The 18,030-nt window shown below is 39.5% G+C and carries 19 protein-coding genes and 1 riboswitch; of the genes, 7 read left to right on the forward strand and 12 right to left on the reverse strand.

The window, feature by feature from the left end:
* Positions 1–48: 48 nt before the first annotated feature.
* Together HT678_RS04055 and nrdI are read left to right on the forward strand one after the other, a co-directional pair.
* The gene (locus tag HT678_RS04055; RefSeq protein ID WP_023935558.1) at positions 49–582 is read left to right on the forward strand and encodes a hypothetical protein; all 534 of its coding nucleotides are present in this window, start codon (positions 49–51) and stop codon (positions 580–582) included.
* A 77-nt stretch (positions 583–659) separates the two neighbouring features.
* On the forward strand, positions 660–1,130 hold the full coding sequence (nrdI, locus tag HT678_RS04060) for a class Ib ribonucleoside-diphosphate reductase assembly flavoprotein NrdI (protein WP_050209058.1): 471 nt from the start codon (positions 660–662) through the stop codon (positions 1,128–1,130).
* Between the two features lie 292 nt (positions 1,131–1,422).
* Here the strand turns inward: nrdI and HT678_RS04065 are convergent, their stop codons facing one another.
* From HT678_RS04065 to HT678_RS04075, 3 genes are all read right to left on the reverse strand, one after another.
* The gene (locus tag HT678_RS04065) at positions 1,423–2,685 is read right to left on the reverse strand and encodes an NRAMP family divalent metal transporter (protein ID WP_000075789.1); all 1,263 of its coding nucleotides are present in this window, start codon (positions 2,683–2,685) and stop codon (positions 1,423–1,425) included.
* Positions 2,686–2,994: 309 nt separating this feature from the next.
* On the reverse strand, positions 2,995–3,453 hold the full coding sequence (locus tag HT678_RS04070; protein ID WP_023939708.1) for a DUF3021 domain-containing protein: 459 nt from the start codon (positions 3,451–3,453) through the stop codon (positions 2,995–2,997).
* Positions 3,450–3,890, reverse strand: a complete 441-nt coding sequence (locus HT678_RS04075) for a LytTR family DNA-binding domain-containing protein (RefSeq protein WP_000861956.1) — start codon at positions 3,888–3,890, stop codon at positions 3,450–3,452. Before HT678_RS04075 ends, HT678_RS04070 begins: the two co-directional genes overlap by 4 nt.
* 205 nt (positions 3,891–4,095) lie before the next feature.
* Between HT678_RS04075 and mutL the strand changes: the two genes are divergently transcribed.
* A complete protein-coding gene (mutL, locus tag HT678_RS04080) occupies positions 4,096–6,045 on the forward strand; it encodes a DNA mismatch repair endonuclease MutL (RefSeq protein ID WP_023939706.1) in 1,950 nt (649 codons plus the stop codon).
* 324 nt (positions 6,046–6,369) lie between these two features.
* Here the strand turns inward: mutL and ribE (HT678_RS04085) are convergent, their stop codons facing one another.
* Genes ribE (HT678_RS04085) through ribD form a run of 4 tightly spaced genes read right to left on the reverse strand, consistent with a single transcriptional unit; the run spans position 6,370 to position 9,783 of the window.
* Positions 6,370–6,837, reverse strand: a complete 468-nt coding sequence (ribE, locus tag HT678_RS04085; protein ID WP_001099497.1) for a 6,7-dimethyl-8-ribityllumazine synthase — start codon at positions 6,835–6,837, stop codon at positions 6,370–6,372.
* Positions 6,838–8,043 carry a bifunctional 3,4-dihydroxy-2-butanone-4-phosphate synthase/GTP cyclohydrolase II gene (locus HT678_RS04090; protein ID WP_031222701.1) on the reverse strand — a complete coding sequence of 402 codons (1,206 nt, stop codon included), beginning with the start codon at positions 8,041–8,043 and terminating at the stop codon, positions 6,838–6,840. It lies immediately after the preceding gene.
* Between the two features lie 19 nt (positions 8,044–8,062).
* On the reverse strand, positions 8,063–8,698 hold the full coding sequence (ribE, locus tag HT678_RS04095; protein WP_000493842.1) for a riboflavin synthase: 636 nt from the start codon (positions 8,696–8,698) through the stop codon (positions 8,063–8,065).
* Complete coding sequence (ribD, locus tag HT678_RS04100) at positions 8,683–9,783, reverse strand: bifunctional diaminohydroxyphosphoribosylaminopyrimidine deaminase/5-amino-6-(5-phosphoribosylamino)uracil reductase RibD (protein WP_001284104.1); 1,101 nt, start codon at positions 9,781–9,783, stop codon at positions 8,683–8,685. The genes ribE (HT678_RS04095) and ribD overlap by 16 nt, the downstream gene beginning before the upstream one ends.
* A 132-nt stretch (positions 9,784–9,915) precedes the next feature.
* Positions 9,916–10,030: riboswitch (FMN riboswitch) on the reverse strand.
* A 156-nt stretch (positions 10,031–10,186) separates the two neighbouring features.
* Between ribD and ruvA the strand changes: the two genes are divergently transcribed.
* The 3 genes from ruvA to HT678_RS04115 are packed head-to-tail and all read left to right on the forward strand — an operon-like array spanning position 10,187 to position 12,024.
* Positions 10,187–10,780 carry a Holliday junction branch migration protein RuvA gene (ruvA, locus tag HT678_RS04105; protein ID WP_000271487.1) on the forward strand — a complete coding sequence of 198 codons (594 nt, stop codon included), beginning with the start codon at positions 10,187–10,189 and terminating at the stop codon, positions 10,778–10,780.
* Between the two features lie 9 nt (positions 10,781–10,789).
* Positions 10,790–11,353, forward strand: a complete 564-nt coding sequence (locus HT678_RS04110) for a DNA-3-methyladenine glycosylase I (protein WP_050111754.1) — start codon at positions 10,790–10,792, stop codon at positions 11,351–11,353.
* Complete coding sequence (locus HT678_RS04115) at positions 11,350–12,024, forward strand: type II CAAX endopeptidase family protein (protein ID WP_023939702.1); 675 nt, start codon at positions 11,350–11,352, stop codon at positions 12,022–12,024. Before HT678_RS04110 ends, HT678_RS04115 begins: the two co-directional genes overlap by 4 nt.
* A gap of 51 nt (positions 12,025–12,075) precedes the next feature.
* On the opposite strand, the gene HT678_RS04120 is transcribed toward HT678_RS04115, so the two are convergent.
* The 5 genes from HT678_RS04120 to HT678_RS11470 form a co-directional block, all read right to left on the reverse strand.
* On the reverse strand, positions 12,076–13,107 hold the full coding sequence (locus tag HT678_RS04120) for a S66 peptidase family protein (RefSeq protein WP_023939701.1): 1,032 nt from the start codon (positions 13,105–13,107) through the stop codon (positions 12,076–12,078).
* A 313-nt stretch (positions 13,108–13,420) separates the two neighbouring features.
* Entirely contained in the window at positions 13,421–14,104 is a 684-nt protein-coding gene (locus HT678_RS04125; protein WP_031222700.1) for a DUF1129 domain-containing protein, read from the reverse strand.
* Between the two features lie 11 nt (positions 14,105–14,115).
* Complete coding sequence (locus tag HT678_RS04130) at positions 14,116–15,060, reverse strand: magnesium transporter CorA family protein (protein WP_000815629.1); 945 nt, start codon at positions 15,058–15,060, stop codon at positions 14,116–14,118.
* 160 nt (positions 15,061–15,220) lie between these two features.
* Positions 15,221–16,387 carry a site-specific integrase gene (locus HT678_RS04135; RefSeq protein ID WP_050222791.1) on the reverse strand — a complete coding sequence of 389 codons (1,167 nt, stop codon included), beginning with the start codon at positions 16,385–16,387 and terminating at the stop codon, positions 15,221–15,223.
* Between the two features lie 636 nt (positions 16,388–17,023).
* Positions 17,024–17,614, reverse strand: coding sequence for a helix-turn-helix transcriptional regulator (locus tag HT678_RS11470; protein WP_078929748.1), 591 nt, complete (start codon positions 17,612–17,614; stop codon positions 17,024–17,026).
* A 206-nt stretch (positions 17,615–17,820) separates the two neighbouring features.
* On the opposite strand from HT678_RS11470, the gene HT678_RS04145 reads away from it, so the two are divergent.
* Positions 17,821–18,021 (forward strand): helix-turn-helix domain-containing protein, encoded by a 201-nt coding sequence (locus tag HT678_RS04145; RefSeq protein WP_000040966.1) that lies wholly within the window; start codon positions 17,821–17,823, stop codon positions 18,019–18,021.
* Positions 18,022–18,030: the final 9 nt, after the last annotated feature.

The following is an 18,030-nucleotide window of genomic DNA, read 5'->3' on the forward strand; positions in this document are numbered from 1 at the left end:
TTTGCAAAAAGTGCTATAATATGAATAATATTATCAGGAGGTTCTATTATGAAAAAGAAACCAATTTATCTATGGGTCTTGCTAATCTTGTCTGCCCTTATTTCAGCTATGTCTCTGTTTGGAATGTTGAGTCCCTTACCTAGCAAAGAAGCCCTTCGTGCCGCTCAGAAACAAGTTGCAGGGGTCAGTGCTCAGCAATTAGAAGACAACATCAATTACAGCTATAGAGTAGCAGAATCAACTCATTCTATTTTTAATATGGCCTTGATTGTGCTATCTGCTATTTTAGTGGTTGTAGCGATTGTCTTCCTTATTCGTAAGAATTTGCAATATGCAAACTATACTTATGTCGGCTATGTTTTGCTAGCCATTATTGGTTCGATTTATGGCTATGTTGGTTTACAGGATGCTGTGCAGTTAGTTCACGATGAAACCATGCGTTTAGGGATAAGTGTTATTTCACAAGCCGTTAGCATTCTCTCTATCGTCATCAATGTTCTTTTCCTAGCCCTTGTCTTCTACAAGATATGGCGTCAGCAGAAAGCCTTGGCAGAAGAAGAGGAAGCAGAAAATCTTGCTTAAGTATTGACAAAAAAGAGCTATCAAGTTACAATCTTGGTAGTTCTTTTTCGATTAAAAATAAAATCATGGAGGAAAATATGAAGACAATTTCTTTAGTTTATATTAGTTTGAGTGGCAATACTGAGAGTTTTGTGACGCGCTTGAAAGACTATCTCTTGTCCCAGTACGAGGGGATTGAGGTCCAAAAGATTCATATCAAAGATTTGGTCAAGGAAGGCCAAGATTTCTATGAAATGGACCATCCCTATGTCGCTTTTTTGCCAACCTACCTAGAAGGTGGGAATGGCGTGGATAACGGAGATGTCGAGATATTGACGACACCAGTGGGGGATTTTATCGCCTATGGTGACAATGCTAGTAAGTGTTTTGGCGTGGTTGGCTCAGGAAATCGTAACTTTAATAACCAATACTGCCTGACAGCTAAGCAATACAGTCAACGTTTTGGTTTCCCTGTCTTGGCTGACTTTGAAATGAGAGGCATGCTGGAAGATATCAAACGTGTTGCAGCGATTATCGCAGATTTGTATGAGTTGGAAAAGGAGAATTAATACTCAATGAAAATCAAAGAGCAAACTAGGAAGCTAGTCGCAGGTTGCTCAAAGCACAGCTTTGAGGTTGCAGATAGAGCTGACGTGGTTTGAAGAGATTCTCGAATAGTATAAAGTTCTTATAAGAGGTGGTTGAAGTTGTTCAACTGTTTTTTGAGTATAAACAGTCTTTAAGAACGTAAAAAAGCATAAGTTCAGGTCTTCAAAACCTTGTTCTTATGCTTTTTATCATAGAAATATTTGCTGAATTTTCTCTTGAAATGAAACCTTATCTTCATCTCGCGCTTGTCCCTTACCCTGCTTTTCCGATTGCGAGTGCGTAGATAAAGAAGATGGCGAAGCCAAAGAGGAAAATCAATCCTGCAATGGCAAGGTGTTTGAGCCAAGAAGGAAGATTTTTGTTTTCACGCGTTACCAAGGCATAATTCAAAAGAGCGAAGAATGGTGTTGTCAGGAAAGAGCCAATCATGGCAAAGCGGAGCATGGTTGATACCTGACCAGCGAAGAACTTGATAATGACGATACCGATGATAGCAGTGATGGTCATCCAGATGTTCAAAGATTTACGATTGTCCTCTTTTTGACTGATTAGCAGTCGGAGAGATTCCTGATTGACGCGAGAATAGCCATCGATAACAGTGATAACTGTTCCAAAGATACATAAGAAGGCAATAAAGGTAATCAAGTAACGGGACCATTCGCCAAGAACAGAGGCATACATGCCCACGAATTGAGAGATGTATTTGGCTGAAGCGGCTTCAACCGCCTGCCCTGTAGGATACTGAATCAGTGCTCCCAGTGCCACAAAGAAGACGGCTAGGATAGCTGTTCCAATATAACCAGTGTTAAAGTCAAACAGAGCGTCTTCTGTGTTAAAGTTGACGGTCTTTCTCTTTTCAGCTGACCAAAGTGAATTGATAGCTGAAATTTCAATAGGAGCCGGCATCCATCCTAGGAGGGAGACGATGAAGGGCAGAGCTGCCATTTGCCAAGGTGTTTTCTCAACAAAATCAGAGCTGTATTCGGGATGCTTGACCGCCGCAATGATAACTGCAAGAACAGTCGCAATGGTCAAAGCAGACATAATCCATTTGACCATGCCGTCTAAAAGTTTGTAGCCTCCAAAGAGTAACATAGCCCAAATGATGGCAACGAGAATGAGGGACCACTGAGTGATGCTAAGACCAATCATTGGGAAGGCGCTGGCGATGATAGCTGAGCACAGAATGGCAACACCAGCCGTGTTGACCATAGCCGAAAAGACATTGAGGATAAAGAAAATCCAGAGATAGAGTTTTCCTTTTTCGGCATAACCTTCAACCAAAGTCTTTCCAGTATCAGCGGTGTATTCAGCACCAAAACGGAAAAATGGATATTTAAAGACATTAGCTAAGATGACCAAGAGAAGTAGAGACCAACCGTAAGAACCGCCAGCTTGAGTGGAAGATACAATGTGAGAACCGCCAACAGCGGCAGTTGCCATTAGGATTCCAGGTCCCATTGCTTTTAGCTTGCTTGCCCAGGTTGATTGATTTAAGGAAATAGCTTGCGACATGATAAATACTCCTTTTTGAATTTTCAGAATAATCTGGATATGTAATCTATATTCTACAAAAAATTTTGGAAAAATGTAAGAGTATTTTGAAAAAAGATAGAAAATTTACAAAGAAGATCTGAAATAACTGTTATGATATAGCGGATTGAAACTAGAATAGTACACCTCTGCTTCTAAAACATTGTTAGAAATCGATTTGACTGTCCTGATCGATTTATCCTGTTCTTATTTCATTTCACTATAGTAAGGTGCAGCAGGATAAAGAAAAACCGAGAAGTTTCTTTCTCGGATTTGCTTATTATGAGGTGCCTATTTTCTATGCTCCAAGAGTTGATTGATGTGATCTACTTTTTTAGCCTCTCTTTTATAGAGAATAGCCCAGATGATGAGATAGACAATCGCAAACTCGATAATGAGCTGGAGGTAGAAAATCCAGTGGAAAGGGAACCAACTAGCAAGAGTTGCTAGTGGGACGAAGCCAGCCAGCATAAGGAAGAAATGAGTCAGAGTGGCACGAAGCATGCTCCAGTCACGGCTGAATAAGCGGTTGCCAAAGTTGAAGAGCATACCAATGGCTGCCCAGATAAGTGTGCAGTAGAGCAAGACCAAGGCACCGTGAACCTGATGCTGATCCATCACTTGACCGATGAGAGAGTAGGGATTTAGTGGTGCGTAGGTATTTGGTGCATAAATGAGTGAAAAGAGGATAGAGAGGATGAGGCCGATAAGAACACCGGCAGCTGCATCGTGAAATACTTGTTTTTTCATAGTTCTAATTTCTCCTTGATGGTTTTTAGATAACGGCGTGAAGAGTAGGTGAAGCTTTCGTTTTTCAAGAAAATTTCTACCAGACCGTTTGGCGTGAGCTTGAGGTGAGAGATGGAATCGATATTGATGATTTCTGATTGGGAAATTTGGATAAAATTGGTTGGCAAGAGTTTAAGAACCTGATAGAGTCGCAAATCAATGCTGTAGGTCTGACTCGCGGTTTCTGCTAGAACCTTCCGATTCTCGATATAGAAGCGCTGAATCTTGCCAATCTCAACTAGATAGACCTGATCATCGATTTTTCCTTTGATTTTTTCTCTTTGGTCCAGATTTTCTGCGAACTCGATGACTTTCTGGACTTTTTCGGTTTCTTGAGGTGCTTGGACAATCAGCTTTTCCTCCTCGTAAGTCTCACTAATCTGTAGTTCTACTTTCATAGTTTTCTCTCCTTTTCAGTTATACAAGGTTGTGATCACTTCCTGTATATCCTTATTAAACACTATTTTATAGCCCATGGCAAGGAACCTTGTCTATGTGGAGGGATTGGGCTCCTATGTGGTGGAGCTTTTCTGTTCTTTCTGAAATATGGTATAATAGCACTAATCAATTTCTAGGAAAATAGATACGGAAAGGGGCTGAAAGATGTCTCATATTATTGAATTACCAGAGGTGTTGGCAAACCAGATTGCAGCTGGGGAGGTCATTGAACGTCCTGCCAGTGTGGTCAAAGAGTTGGTAGAAAATGCTATTGACGCTGGTTCTAGTCAGATTATCATTGAGATTGAGGAAGCTGGTCTCAAGAAAATCCAAATCACAGATAATGGTCATGGAATTGCCCACGATGAGGTGGAGCTGGCTCTGCGTCGTCATGCGACTAGTAAGATAAAAAATCAAGCAGACCTCTTTCGGATTCGGACGCTTGGTTTTCGTGGTGAAGCCTTGCCTTCTATTGCGTCTGTTAGTGTCTTGACTCTGTTAACGGCGGTGGATGGTGCTAGTCATGGAACCAAGTTAGTAGCGCGTGGGGGTGAAGTTGAGGAAGTCATCCCAGCGACTAGTCCTGTGGGAACCAAGGTTTGTGTGGAGGATCTCTTTTTCAACACGCCTGCCCGTCTCAAGTATATGAAGAGCCAGCAAGCAGAGTTGTCTCATATCATTGATATCGTCAACCGTCTGGGCTTGGCCCATCCTGAGATTTCTTTTAGCTTGATTAGTGATGGCAAGGAAATGACGCGGACAGCAGGGACTGGTCAATTGCGCCAAGCAATCGCAGGGATTTACGGTTTGGTCAGTGCCAAGAAGATGATTGAAATTGAGAACTCTGACCTAGATTTCGAAATTTCAGGTTTTGTGTCCTTGCCTGAGTTGACTCGGGCTAACCGCAATTATATCAGCCTCTTTATCAATGGCCGTTATATCAAGAACTTCCTGCTCAATCGTGCAATTCTTGACGGCTATGGCAGTAAGCTCATGGTGGGGCGTTTTCCACTGGCTGTCGTTCACATTCATATCGACCCTTATCTAGCGGATGTCAATGTGCATCCAACCAAGCAAGAGGTGCGGATTTCCAAGGAAAAAGAACTGATGACGTTGGTCTCAGAAGCTATTGCAAATAGTCTCAAGGAACAAACCTTGATTCCAGATGCCTTGGAAAATCTTGCCAAATCGACCGTGCGTAATCGTGAGAAGGTGGAGCAAACTATTCTCCCACTCAAAGAAAATACGCTCTACTATGAGAAAACTGAGCCGACAATACCTAGTCAAGCTGAGGTGGCTGATTATCAGGTAGAATTGACTGATGAAGGGCAGGATTTGACCCTGTTTGCCAAGGAAACCTTGGACCGATTGACCAAGCCAGCAAAACTGCATTTTGCAGAGAGAAAACCTGCTAACTACGACCAGCTAGACCATCCAGAGTTAGATCTTGCTAGCATCGATAAGGCTTATGACAAACTGGAGCGAGAAGAAGCATCCAGCTTCCCAGAGTTGGAGTTTTTCGGACAAATGCACGGGACTTATCTCTTTGCCCAAGGGCGAGATGGACTTTACATCATAGATCAGCACGCTGCTCAGGAACGGGTCAAGTACGAGGAGTACCGTGAAAGCATTGGCAATGTTGACCAGAGCCAGCAGCAACTCCTAGTGCCCTATATCTTTGAATTTCCTGCGGATGATGCCCTGCGTCTCAAGGAAAGAATGCCTCTCTTAGAGGAAGTGGGCGTCTTTCTAGCAGAGTACGGAGAAAATCAATTTATTCTACGTGAACATCCTATTTGGATGGCAGAAGAAGAGATTGAATCAGGCATCTATGAGATGTGCGACATGCTCCTTTTGACCAAGGAAGTTTCTATCAAGAAATACCGAGCAGAGCTGGCTATCATGATGTCTTGCAAGCGATCTATCAAGGCCAATCATCGTATTGATGATCATTCAGCTAGACAACTCCTCTATCAGCTTTCTCAATGTGACAATCCCTATAACTGTCCTCACGGACGTCCTGTTTTGGTGCATTTTACCAAGTCGGATATGGAAAAGATGTTCCGACGTATTCAGGAAAATCACACCAGTCTCCGTGAGTTGGGGAAATATTAAAAGTATAAAAAAGTCTGGGAAAAATGTTCAAAATCAGAAAAACGCATAAAATCAGGTGTTCAAAAACCTTGATTTTATGCGTTTTATCATAGAAATATTTACTTCATTTTTTCCTAATTCTTTTCGAAAATCTCTTCAAACCAGGTCAGTTTTATCAGTAATCTCAAAACAGTGTTTTGAGCTAATTTTGCTAGTTTTGTCTGTAACATCGAAGTTGTGTTTTACCACTCTGCGACTGGTTTCCTAGTTTGCTCTATGATTTTCACAGAGTATTAAATTGCGATTTTGCCAAGTTTCTTTATTCGTCTAAAAGTAGAGTCTGTTCTATGCGTCTAATGTACGAATTAGGTTGACCATTTCAATAGCGCCTTGTGCACACTCAGAACCCTTATTTCCTGCTTTAGTGCCAGCTCGTTCTATGGCTTGTTCAATTGTATCTGTCGTTAGCACACCAAACATAACTGGGATTTCGCTATTTAAACTGATTTGGGCGATTCCCTTAGATACCTCGCTACATACATAATCATAATGACTTGTATTCCCTCTAATGACAGCTCCCAAGCAGATAATTGCATCATATTTTTTACTTTTTGCCATTTTTGATGCAATCAGAGGTATTTCAAAAGCTCCTGGAACCCAGGCCACCTCGATATCTTTCTCGTTTACATTCTCTCTTTTGAGATTATCCAGTGCTCCAGATAATAATTTTGAAGTTATAAATTCATTAAATCTCGCTACAACAATACCGATTTTAATATCGTTCGCTACTAAATTACCTTCATAAGTGTTCATTTATTTTTCCTCCATATTTAAAATGTGACCCATTCGATTTTTCTTTGTTTCTAAATAAAAACTATCGTAAGGATTGGCTTCTATTTCGATTGGTATTCTACTGGAAATGGTAATTCCATATTTTTCTAACTGTTCAACTTTGTCAGGATTATTTGTCAGTAAATGTAGTGACTGTAGTCCTAGGTCTTTAAGCATTTGTGCTCCAATATGATATTCTCTTAAATCACCTTCAAAGCCTAATGCAAGATTGGCATCAAGCGTATCCATGCCTTGATCTTGTAAATGATAGGCTTTTAATTTATTGATAAGTCCAATTCCTCGTCCCTCCTGTCGCAAGTAAAGTAAGACACCCGAACCATTCTCAACAATCATTTTCATAGCTTTATCGAATTGCTGTCCACAATCGCAACGTAAAGAGCCTAAAACATCTCCTGTTAAACATTCGGAGTGGACCCGACATAATACATTGGCTTCATCCTCTATGTTTCCCATAATAAGAGCAAGATGATGTTCCCCATTTAGTTTATCTATATAGCTAATTGCTTTGAAATTACCGTATCTAGTAGGCATATTGACAGTTGAAACTCGTTCTACCAGCTGATCATATACTTTTCTATATTCTTGTAATTCTTTGATGGTAATTAGTGGAATCTTGTGTTTCTTCGAGAACTGAATTAAATCATCTGTTCTCATCATTTTGCCATCATGATTCATTATTTCACAACATAGGCCACACTCTTTTAGTCCAGCTAATTTTAATAAATCAACAGTTGCTTCTGTGTGTCCATTTCTTTCTAGAACACCACCTTTTTTTGCAATTAAAGGAAACATGTGTCCTGGCCTGCGAAAATCAGAGGGTGTTATATCTTCAGCTACACACATACGTGCGGTCAGTCCTCTTTCCTCGGCAGAAATACCTGTGGTCGTTTCTTTATAATCAATTGAAACTGTAAAAGCAGTCTTATGATTATCTGTATTGTTTTCAACCATAGGTGAAAGCATTAATTGATTAGCTAAACTTTCGCTCATAGGCATACAAATTAATCCTTTGGCATAAGTAGCCATAAAATTAACATTTTCTGTTGTAGCTGCTTGTGCAGAACAAATTAAGTCTCCTTCATTTTCTCTATCCTTATCGTCTATAACAAGAACAAGTCGTCCCTTCTGCAATGCTTCTAATGCTTCTTGTATTTTTCGATATTCCATTGACTGATTATCCTTTCTGCTAAAATCCATTTTGATATAATAGTTCCTTAGATATTTCTGATTTTGGAGAATTATCCATCAGTTTTTGCACATATTTACCTAAGATATCATTTTCAAGATTTACTGTACTCCCGACTTGTTTACTCTTAAGAATGGTTTGTTCCAAGGTATGAGGGATAACAGATACTGAAAAGTTTACTTTGGAGACTTTAGCGACAGTCAAACTAATGCCGTCAATTGTAATAGATCCTTTTTCAACTATTAAATCTAAAATTTCTTTTTGTGTGTTGATTTGATACCATACAGCATTATCATCTTTTTTTATTGACGAGATTTTTCCTGTACCATCAATGTGTCCTGTAACGACGTGACCCCCAAGTCGACCGTTGACAGATAAGGCTCTTTCTAGATTCACCTCACTTCCATGTTTTAATAGAGTAAGAGCTGTTCGACTCCATGTTTCATTCATTACATCAACTGTAAAGGATTGATGATTGAAATGAGTAACTGTAAGACAGATACCATTTACTGCTATACTATCGCCTAAATGGATATCCGTTAATATTTTTGAGGCTTTAATTGATAGTTTACAATTACGAGAGTCTTTCTGTATTCTTTCAACTTTTCCGATTTCTTCAATTATTCCTGTGAACATGGATAAATCACTTCACTTTCTATGAGATAGTCATTTCCTATTTGAGAAAAAGCATAAGGTTTCAATCTAATAGCGTCATTTGGCAAAGAAATGCCTTCACCTCCGACAGGAAACTTGGCACTGCCTCCAAAAATTTTTGGTGCAATATATATTTTCAGCTCATCAACAATTTGTTGTTCCAAAGCACTCCAATTCATTAGACTGCCCCCTTCTAGAACTAGGCTATCAATCTGCATGTTTCCTAGATGTTGCATTAAACTCGATAAGTCTATATGATTGCCTTTTTTCTTTATGGAAAGTATTTCACAGCCATGATTTTGATATAGCTTCATTTTATTTTTGTCTTCAGAGGAAGTGGCAATGTAAGTTTTAATATCATTTGCTGTTTTTACGATTTTAGAGGTAAGAGGAGTTCGTAAATGTGTATCGCATATGATACGGATAGGATTTTTCCCTTCCTCCAATCTACATGTCAGCAAAGGATCGTCTTGAATAACAGTATTGACTCCCACCATAATTGCACTAACATGGTGTCGTAACTGATGCACATGCTTTCTTGCTTCTTCTTCAGTAATCCATTTGGATTGATTTGTTTTAGTGGCTATTTTTCCATCCATTGACATTGCATATTTCATAAAAACATAGGGTACATGCTGGGTAATATACTTTCTAAAACTTTTTATTAAGTTAAGACACTCATTTTCTAAAATTCCAACAGTAACTTGAAGATTATTTTCCTCAAGTATCTTTACTCCTTTTCCAGATACAATAGGATTACAGTCTAGGCTTCCAATGACTACTCTTGTAATACCACTATCGATTATAGCATCTATACAGGGAGGTGTTTTCCCGAAGTGACAACAGGGTTCAAGTGTTACATAAAGCGTCGCTCCGACAGGGGATTTTCTACAGTTTTTAAGAGCATTTCTCTCAGCATGTGGGCCACCAAAAAACTCATGATAACCTTGTCCGATGATGTGATTATCTTTTACAATAACTGCGCCGACCATAGGATTGGGGTTGACGTAACCAGCCCCTTTTTGTGCCAGTTTTATTGCTAATTTCATATATTTTGAATCGCTCATCTCACTACCTCCAAAAAATATACCTTGAATAGGGAACTACTCAAGGCATACAAAAGAAAACTTATGCGATTAACAAAAATGCTCTGAAATGACAAGTAATCATTTCAGAGCACGCAAAAAGCACAAATATACTTTTATCTTCTTTCATCCAGACTATACTGTCGGCTTTGGAATTTCACCAAATCATGCCTTTCGGCTCGTGGGCTATACCACCGGTAGGGAATTGCACCCTGCCCTGAAGATAGTTATTCAATTACAGATGATTATAGTACTTAATTTTGAATATGTCAACAGATAAATACCGATTGTTTTTGATATACTGTATTTGTGATAATCGATTCTCGCTCCTCGGATAAAGAAAATATGATATACTAGATAAACGAAATAAGAGAGAAGGAACACTATGTACGCATATTTAAAAGGAATCATTACCAAAATTACTGCCAAATACATTGTTCTTGAAACCAATGGTATTGGTTATATCCTGCATGTGGCCAATCCTTATGCCTATTCAGGTCAGGTTAATCAGGAGGCTCAGATTTATGTGCATCAGGTTGTGCGTGAGGACGCCCATTTGCTTTATGGATTTCGCTCAGAGGATGAGAAAAAGCTCTTTCTTAGTCTGATTTCGGTTTCTGGGATTGGCCCTGTATCAGCTCTCGCCATTATCGCTGCCGATGACAATGCTGGCTTGGTTCAAGCCATTGAAACCAAGAACATCACCTACTTGACCAAGTTCCCTAAAATTGGCAAGAAAACAGCCCAGCAGATGGTGCTGGACTTGGAAGGCAAGGTAGTAGTTGCAGGAGATGACCTTCCTGCCAAGGTCGCAGTGCAAGCAAGTGCTGAAAACCAAGAATTAGAAGAAGCTATGGAAGCCATGTTGGCTCTGGGTTACAAGGCAACAGAGCTCAAGAAAATCAAGAAATTCTTTGAAGGAACGACAGATACAGCTGAGAACTATATCAAGTCGGCCCTTAAAATGTTGGTCAAATAGGAGCAGAGAATGACAAAACGTTGTTCGTGGGTCAAGATGACCAACCCGCTCTACATCGCCTATCATGATGAGGAGTGGGGTCAGCCCCTCCATGATGACCAAGCATTGTTTGAGTTGTTGTGTATGGAAACCTATCAGGCAGGCCTGTCTTGGGAAACGGTACTCAACAAACGCCAAGCTTTCCGAGAAGCCTTTCATAGCTATCAAATTCACTCAGTCGCAGAGATGACTGACACTGAATTGGAAGCCATGCTGGAGAATCCAGCTATCATTCGAAATAGAGCCAAGATTTTTGCTACACGCGCTAACGCCCAAGCCTTTCTACAGTTACAGGCAGAGTACGGCTCTTTTGATGCCTATCTTTGGTCTTTTGTTGAGGGGAAAACTGTCGTTAACGATGTTCCTGATTATCGCCAAGCCCCAGCTAAAACACCCTTATCTGAGAAATTAGCCAAAGATCTCAAAAAACGAGGCTTCAAGTTCACAGGCCCAGTCGCTGTTTTGTCCTTTATGCAGGCTTCAGGGCTAGTTGATGACCACGAGAATGATTGTGAGTGGAAAGGTCTTAAATGATGTCTAACAAAAATAAGGGAATTCTGATTTTTGCGATTCTCTATACAGTCCTCTTTGTGTTTGATGGCGTTAAATTGCTGGCTTCTTTAATGCCATCTGCCATTGCAAATTATCTAGTTTATGTAGTTTTAGCTCTATATGGTTCTTTTTTATTTAAGGATAGATTGATCAAACAATGGAATGAGATTAGAAAGACTAAAAGGAAATTCTTCTTTGGCGTCTTAACAGGATGGCTTTTTCTCTTTCTGATGACTGTTGTCTTTGAATTTGTATCAGAGATGTTGAAGCAGTTTTTTGGGCTAGTCGGACAAGGTCTAAACCAGTCGAATATTCAAAGCACTTTTCAAGAGCAACCAATACTGATAGCTGTTTTTGCTTGTGTTATTGGATCTCTGGTAGAAGAATTAATTTTCCGTCAAACTCTATTGAGATATTTGAGAAAAAGTCTGCCAACTTGGCTGAGTATCTTTATAGCCGGCCTTGCTTTTGCCTTAACTCATATGCACAGCTTGGATCTATCCGAGTGGGTCGGTGCAGTCGGTTATCTAGGTGCTGGCCTTGCCCTTTCTATTACTTATGTGAAAGAAAAGGAGAATATCTACTATCCTCTACTTATTCACATGTTAAGCAACAGCCTCTCCTTGATCATTTTAGCTATCAGTAGTATGTGATGAAAATACCAGTAATGATACTGAGAAAAAGCTGAGAAACTTTTCCCAGCTTTATTTGTTATAGTCAAAGCGAATGACTTGTTCCTGTGCATCTACATGAGCATGGACCCCAAAGGGTACAATTGCTCTTGGAGTTGCGTGGCCGACATTCAGATTATAGACAATCGGGATATTGCTGTCAATGATATCCAATAGTGCCTCTTTATAGTCATCATGGAAAGTTTCATCCATAGGTTTTCCGACCAAGAGTCCATTGATGACCGCGAATATGCCAGTGTCCTTTAAAGTTAGCAACATCTTTTTGAAGTCTTCTGTCTTAGGCTGTTCTTCGCTTGTTTCGAGCAAGAGGATTTTCCCTTCCCAGTCTGACAAGTCAGGGAAAAGTTTGTATTTTTGGCAGAGCTCCGTGCTATCTGCGTATCGAGAGTTGTCAAAGATATCGTAGAGGGATTCGAGGCAACCACCGAGGATTTTCCCCTCGAACTGGGCACTTCCTTGCAACAAGTCAAAACCTGTATTTGTATGACTGACACGAGGTGTTCCCAGGGCCGTGGGACTAAAATCAGTTCGTTCCTCATACCAAACGTCACTAGGGCGGATTTCTGAAATTCTTCCCGTCTCAATCAATTCTTTAAAGTAGTGAAGGCTATAGGCTAGCATTTCTTTGTCTAATTCACAAATGTCTGCTAAAAAGGATTGACCATAAAAAGTCTTGATTCCTAATTTATGCAACATGAGGTGGTTCATGGTTGTATCCGAGAAGCCAAGAAAAATTTTTTGTTTGATAACCTTTTGGAGTTGGTCATTTTCAAAAAGATAAGGTAGTAAGCGATATGTATCGTCTCCACCGATGGCACATAGGATCATATCGATGCTATCATCAGAAAAGGCATGAATCAAATCCTCTGCACGCGCTTCAGGATGGTCCTTGATAAAGTCTAATCCTTTTAACGAATGGGGCAAAAAGATAGGATTGAGTCCCAGATCCTTGAGACGTTGGATACCCAAGTCTACTTCGTGTTTGACAAAGTCCTCTCCGATAATGCCACTAGATAAACTAACAATACCAATAGTAGAAATCATATCTGATCCTCCTAGAAATAGATTGAGCCTATTTTATCACAAAATATAAGAGAAAGCTATGTGGGATTTCAGAAGAATACTTTTAATACTCTTCGAAAATCTCTTCAAACCACGTCAGTTTTATTTGCAACCTCAAAGCTGTGCTTTGAGCAACCTGCAGCTAGCTTCCTAGTTTGCTCTTTGATTTTCATTGAGTATGAGCCTATTTTATCACAAAAGATTAGATAGAGCTATGTGGATGTCAGAAGAATACTTTAAAATCAAAAAAGTAAGTGAAAAAGCAACCGCACCTGCAGTTGCTTTTATCGTTTTCTTATTCTTGATAGCGTGTTGGTCCTGCACTTGCACTACGGATATTCAAGCATTTCTTGAGATAGAAGCGAAGGGCTAGGAGGGCTGCTCCAATAATAGCTAGTGGCAATGGATCCAGTACTGGGTTAAGGCTAGCTGGTAGGAAGCTTGTTGCAAAGAAGACAAGCAACCAAAGGAACATAGAAGCTAGGATAACTAGTACAGATTTCCAGAAAGGTGGACGTTGACTGCGATCCATATCTGGTCCATAGTATTGGTAAACAAAGTAGTACATCAAGTAGAAGGCAAATCCACCAACCAGTCCAACTAATAGAAGAGTAATCAATCCATAGCCGAAAGCTTGATCTGCCGCAAAGAAGGTTGTGAGGGCGCTGACAAGGGCAAAGAGGCTAGTGATGAAAAGAGCTGAGTCCATAATCATCAGTTTTGGATCATCATTTTCTTTTGGATGCTCTTTTTCGTACTGCTCTTTGACAGTGAAGCTATGAGCCCAATGAGTTGGTGCGCCGTATAGGGAACGGGCAGTTGTACCTTTAGATTGCTCCTCAAGGATTTGGGGAATGACTTCCTCAAAAATAGTCTGGATTTCAGCGTCTGTTTTCCCATCTTTGATGAATTGTTGGGTAGCAATGTGGACAAACTCTTGGTTTTTCTTAGTTAATTTTTGTAGATCAATCTGAGACATAGGAACTCCTCTTAGAACCATTTTTTATGGATGAGATAGAGAGTGAGCGAGACACTCATAGCAAAGGCGATAAAGACGATTAACCAGAAGGCATTTGGCTCTCCGTTTAGGGGGATTTCATTATCCTTAAAGTTCATCCCGTAGGCAGAAAAGACCATGGTTGGGATGGACATGACGATGGTCACAAGAGCCAAGGTTTTCATGATGTTGTTCTGGTTGTTAGAAATGATAGAGGCGAAGGTCTCTGTCATAGAATGCAAGACGTTTCCATAAATGTCTGCCATCTCGATGGCCTGTTGGGTTTCAATCAGGGTGTCTTCAAGCAGGTCTTCGTCCTCAAGGTATTTCTTGATATTGCTGGTTGAACTGGTCAATTTCTTAATCACGCGCTCATTTGTTTTGAGGGAGGCTTTGAAATAGACGATAGTTTTTTCCAATTCCATGAGCTCAATCAATTCTTCATTACGAGTTGATTGATGCAGTTGACTTTCGATTTGTTCACTCTTACGGTCAATCGAACGAAGGGCTGTTAGGTAAAGTTCTGCATTGCGATAGAGAATCTGGAAGATAAAACGTGAGCGCATGAAGGTATAGAAATTACGCAAACGACGGTTGATAAAGACATCAAGGACAGGTAGTGGTTCCAAACACGTAGTGATAATGGTTTCCTCAGTGATGATAATACCAAGCGGTATGGTTACGTAGTAGGTGCGGTTATTTCTTTCCTCCGTGACCGGCACGTCTACGATAATCAGGGTATACTCGTCTTCAATGGTAATACGAGACATTTCTTCCGCATCGAGCGGTGCTCGAAGGTCGGCAATATCAATATCGAAGGTGTTGGCGATTTCGAGTGATTCATTTTGAGTCGGATTGACGAGATTGATCCAAGTACCCGGTTCAAGCGTATCGATCTCTTTAAATTCAGTTGTTGTAGAGAGAAAAACTTGTTTCATATCCCTTATCCTTTCTCATTTTTCAGATTTTTTCACACCGTACTATTATACTACAAAATCGGCCTTTTTCAAAATAAATCTAACAAAAATCCTGTTGCTATTGGATTTTTACTTTGTCTTGAAATGTTGATTTTTAAATTTGCTCCCCTTTTTGCTCCCCCTATAGTGCTTTTAGTGCAGTTTCGTAGAATGATACTGCTTTTTTTGCGTTCTCTTTTGAGAGGTGGCTATATATATCCATGGTCATTGATAAAGTGGAATGACCTAGGCGGTACTGGAGTTCTTTGTATGGTATTCCAGAGTTAAGCAAGAGACTAGCGTGAGTGTGACGGAATCCGTGAAATCCAATGTTAGGAACATCAGCACGCTTAAAATGTGTTTGCAATCTTCTTTTAAGTCTTGAACTGCTAGGATAGTCATGAATGAAATCAGAAAATACCACGCTTTCACGTTGCCCTATCTTCCAAGCCTCTTTAGCTTGGCGTAGTTTGTACTGTTTTAGCATGCTAACAGTCGCTTGATCTATATCTATATCCCGATAACTAGCCTTAGATTTTGGGCTATTAATTTCTAAATCACGATTTAGTGTTTTGGTAACATGTACCACGGCATTATCTAAATCTATATCAGACCAGGAAAGAGCTAAAGCTTCATTGATACGGCAACCAGTAGCCAATAGGAACTTATAGAGCGTTGTCTCATAGTAGTAACGATATCTATCGCTATCTAAATTATCGAGATAACCAAGAAACTTTTTTAGTTCTTGATTTTCAAAGTGTTTTACTTTTTTCCGCTTTGCTTTCTGAGTGTTACGAGGTAAAACAACATCACGCGCAGGATTGGACGGTATAGCCTGCATGGTTACGCCATACTGTAAGATACGTTTGTTTAAAGCGTGTATCTTGTCATAATGTAGAAAAGCCCCTTTTTCCCCTCTATTAGTCTTGTCAGCAAGTTCGTTGATAATTGACTGGATAAGTGGAGTAGTGAGCTTATCGAGCTTGTAAGCCCCAAAAATAGGCAATATATGATTATCGATTAGCTTTCTAACATTGCCTTGAGTGTTTGGCTTAACCGTATTCTTATAACTTTCTAGCCAGAGATTGGCTAATTCTTGATAGTTTTTTATGGTGCTAGCCTTTTGTCTAGTACAACCATCTTTCTGGAAAGTAATTTTTTCTTGATTGGCTTTCTGCTTAACTTCCTTTTGTGTCCGCCCCGTTACCTTAGTTTTAACTTTCTTTCCTGTTACCTGGTCAACTCCTAAATATACATTAGCACGATAGACTTTGCTACCGTCTTTTTTTATAACTTCAGTTATTTTCATGATGATAAACCTTTCTAAAATACATCAGCAGGCAAGCCATTATCAAAAAGGTTTTATATCATGCTAGGGGCTACGAGAACCCCTTATTTTTGGTTTTAAGTAGTCAGACGGTAAATAATACCAGAATAAAAAACAAGGCGGATATGGGGTTAGTATGGGTGTTTTTACATATACGGGTAAATGTTGGAAAATGTCGGATTTTCAAGAATACTGGAAAAAAGCAATTTTCTTCATTTTCTGAGTCCCTAAAAAAGGGGAAGGAAGTTGTTGATAGACAAAGTCAGCGGACTTGCTGAAGCACGCGCTTCATGATTGTTGGACATTGTGGCGCGTGGTATGCTATAGGTCGCTTTTTAACTGCAAGACTGGTATAATGATGTTGTAAATACCTAACCTTTCGCTTATTTTCAGTTAGGTACTATCAGACAAGTTGGCAGTAGCTAGCTTGTCTTTTTGTTGCTATTTTACAATTTTGCTTATTTTTGCGCTTTGGTCTGTAAAATCGGCTTTCTATTCTTCAATTTCCCCTATTTTTGCACAATAGACCATGAAAAGATGGTTGCTATTGGCGAATATGGGGTTAATTCTCTCTATATATGCCCACGACTTCGACCATCACTATATTTATCGCGTGATTTATTTGCTTTCAGATTCTTTAAGGAAATTCAATACATTTTCCATATTTTTATATTCATCTATAGATTGCATACCTTTAAAAATTGTCAAAAGTGTTTGAGAAAATGCTGAGTTCAAGTTTAAAACTTGATTTTCAAGGTATCCCAATGCTTTCTTCTCACTATCTGAGAACTTTTGTTTCGCTTTTAATTGCGCATTTAAATCAAGATAAGGTATTACAATATCTCCTAATTTTTGAGTTACATTATTTATATTTTCAGTTAAATCATTATTTTTTGCAAAATCTCTTAAAACTCTTAGTTCTTCTCTTCTTTCTTGCCTTCGTTTTTCTAGTTCTTTTACCAAATATGGTTTAGAAATTTCCGAAATTTCATCCCATTCAAAAGGGTGTTTTTCTACATCGTTACTAAACCCCAACAGATATCCAACGCTTACCCCGAAGAAGTCAGCTAGTTGCTGGGCTTTTTCTGGTTTTATTTGGCGTTCCTCGTTTTCCCATCGCAATACGGTGATTTTAGATACAGAAATTTCATCAGCTAATCCTTGTTGGGTTAGCCCTTTTTGTTTTCTCAGTTCTTTCAATCTATTCATAATTTATCACACCTTTCACAGATGATTATATCTGATTTTTAGAAAAGTATCAAGAAATGATACAAAAAATTCTAAAAAACAGTTGACAATTAACCGAAACGGATATATAATAAAACAAAAGTTATCCAAATTGGATACCGCACCCTCCAACCTTTCACACTTTCAATCTATTCATGGAGGGGGATTTTTTAGAAAGGGGGAAACCTATGAGCAAACTACGAGGCTATCGGGTTATGTTAGGACTAACTCAGCAACAGATGGCGGACAAGCTAAAAATTTCTTTGCAGTCATACAACAACAAAGAATTAGGTAAAACGCCATTCAATGACAAAGAACGTCTAGCGATTAAGTCAATGGTTGCAGAAATCAAATCAGATATAACCATAGATGAACTGTTTTATAGCTAGAAAGGCAGG

The sequence above is a fragment of the Streptococcus sp. 3167 genome (assembly GCF_013277175.1).
GTDB lineage: Bacteria > Bacillota > Bacilli > Lactobacillales > Streptococcaceae > Streptococcus > Streptococcus pseudopneumoniae.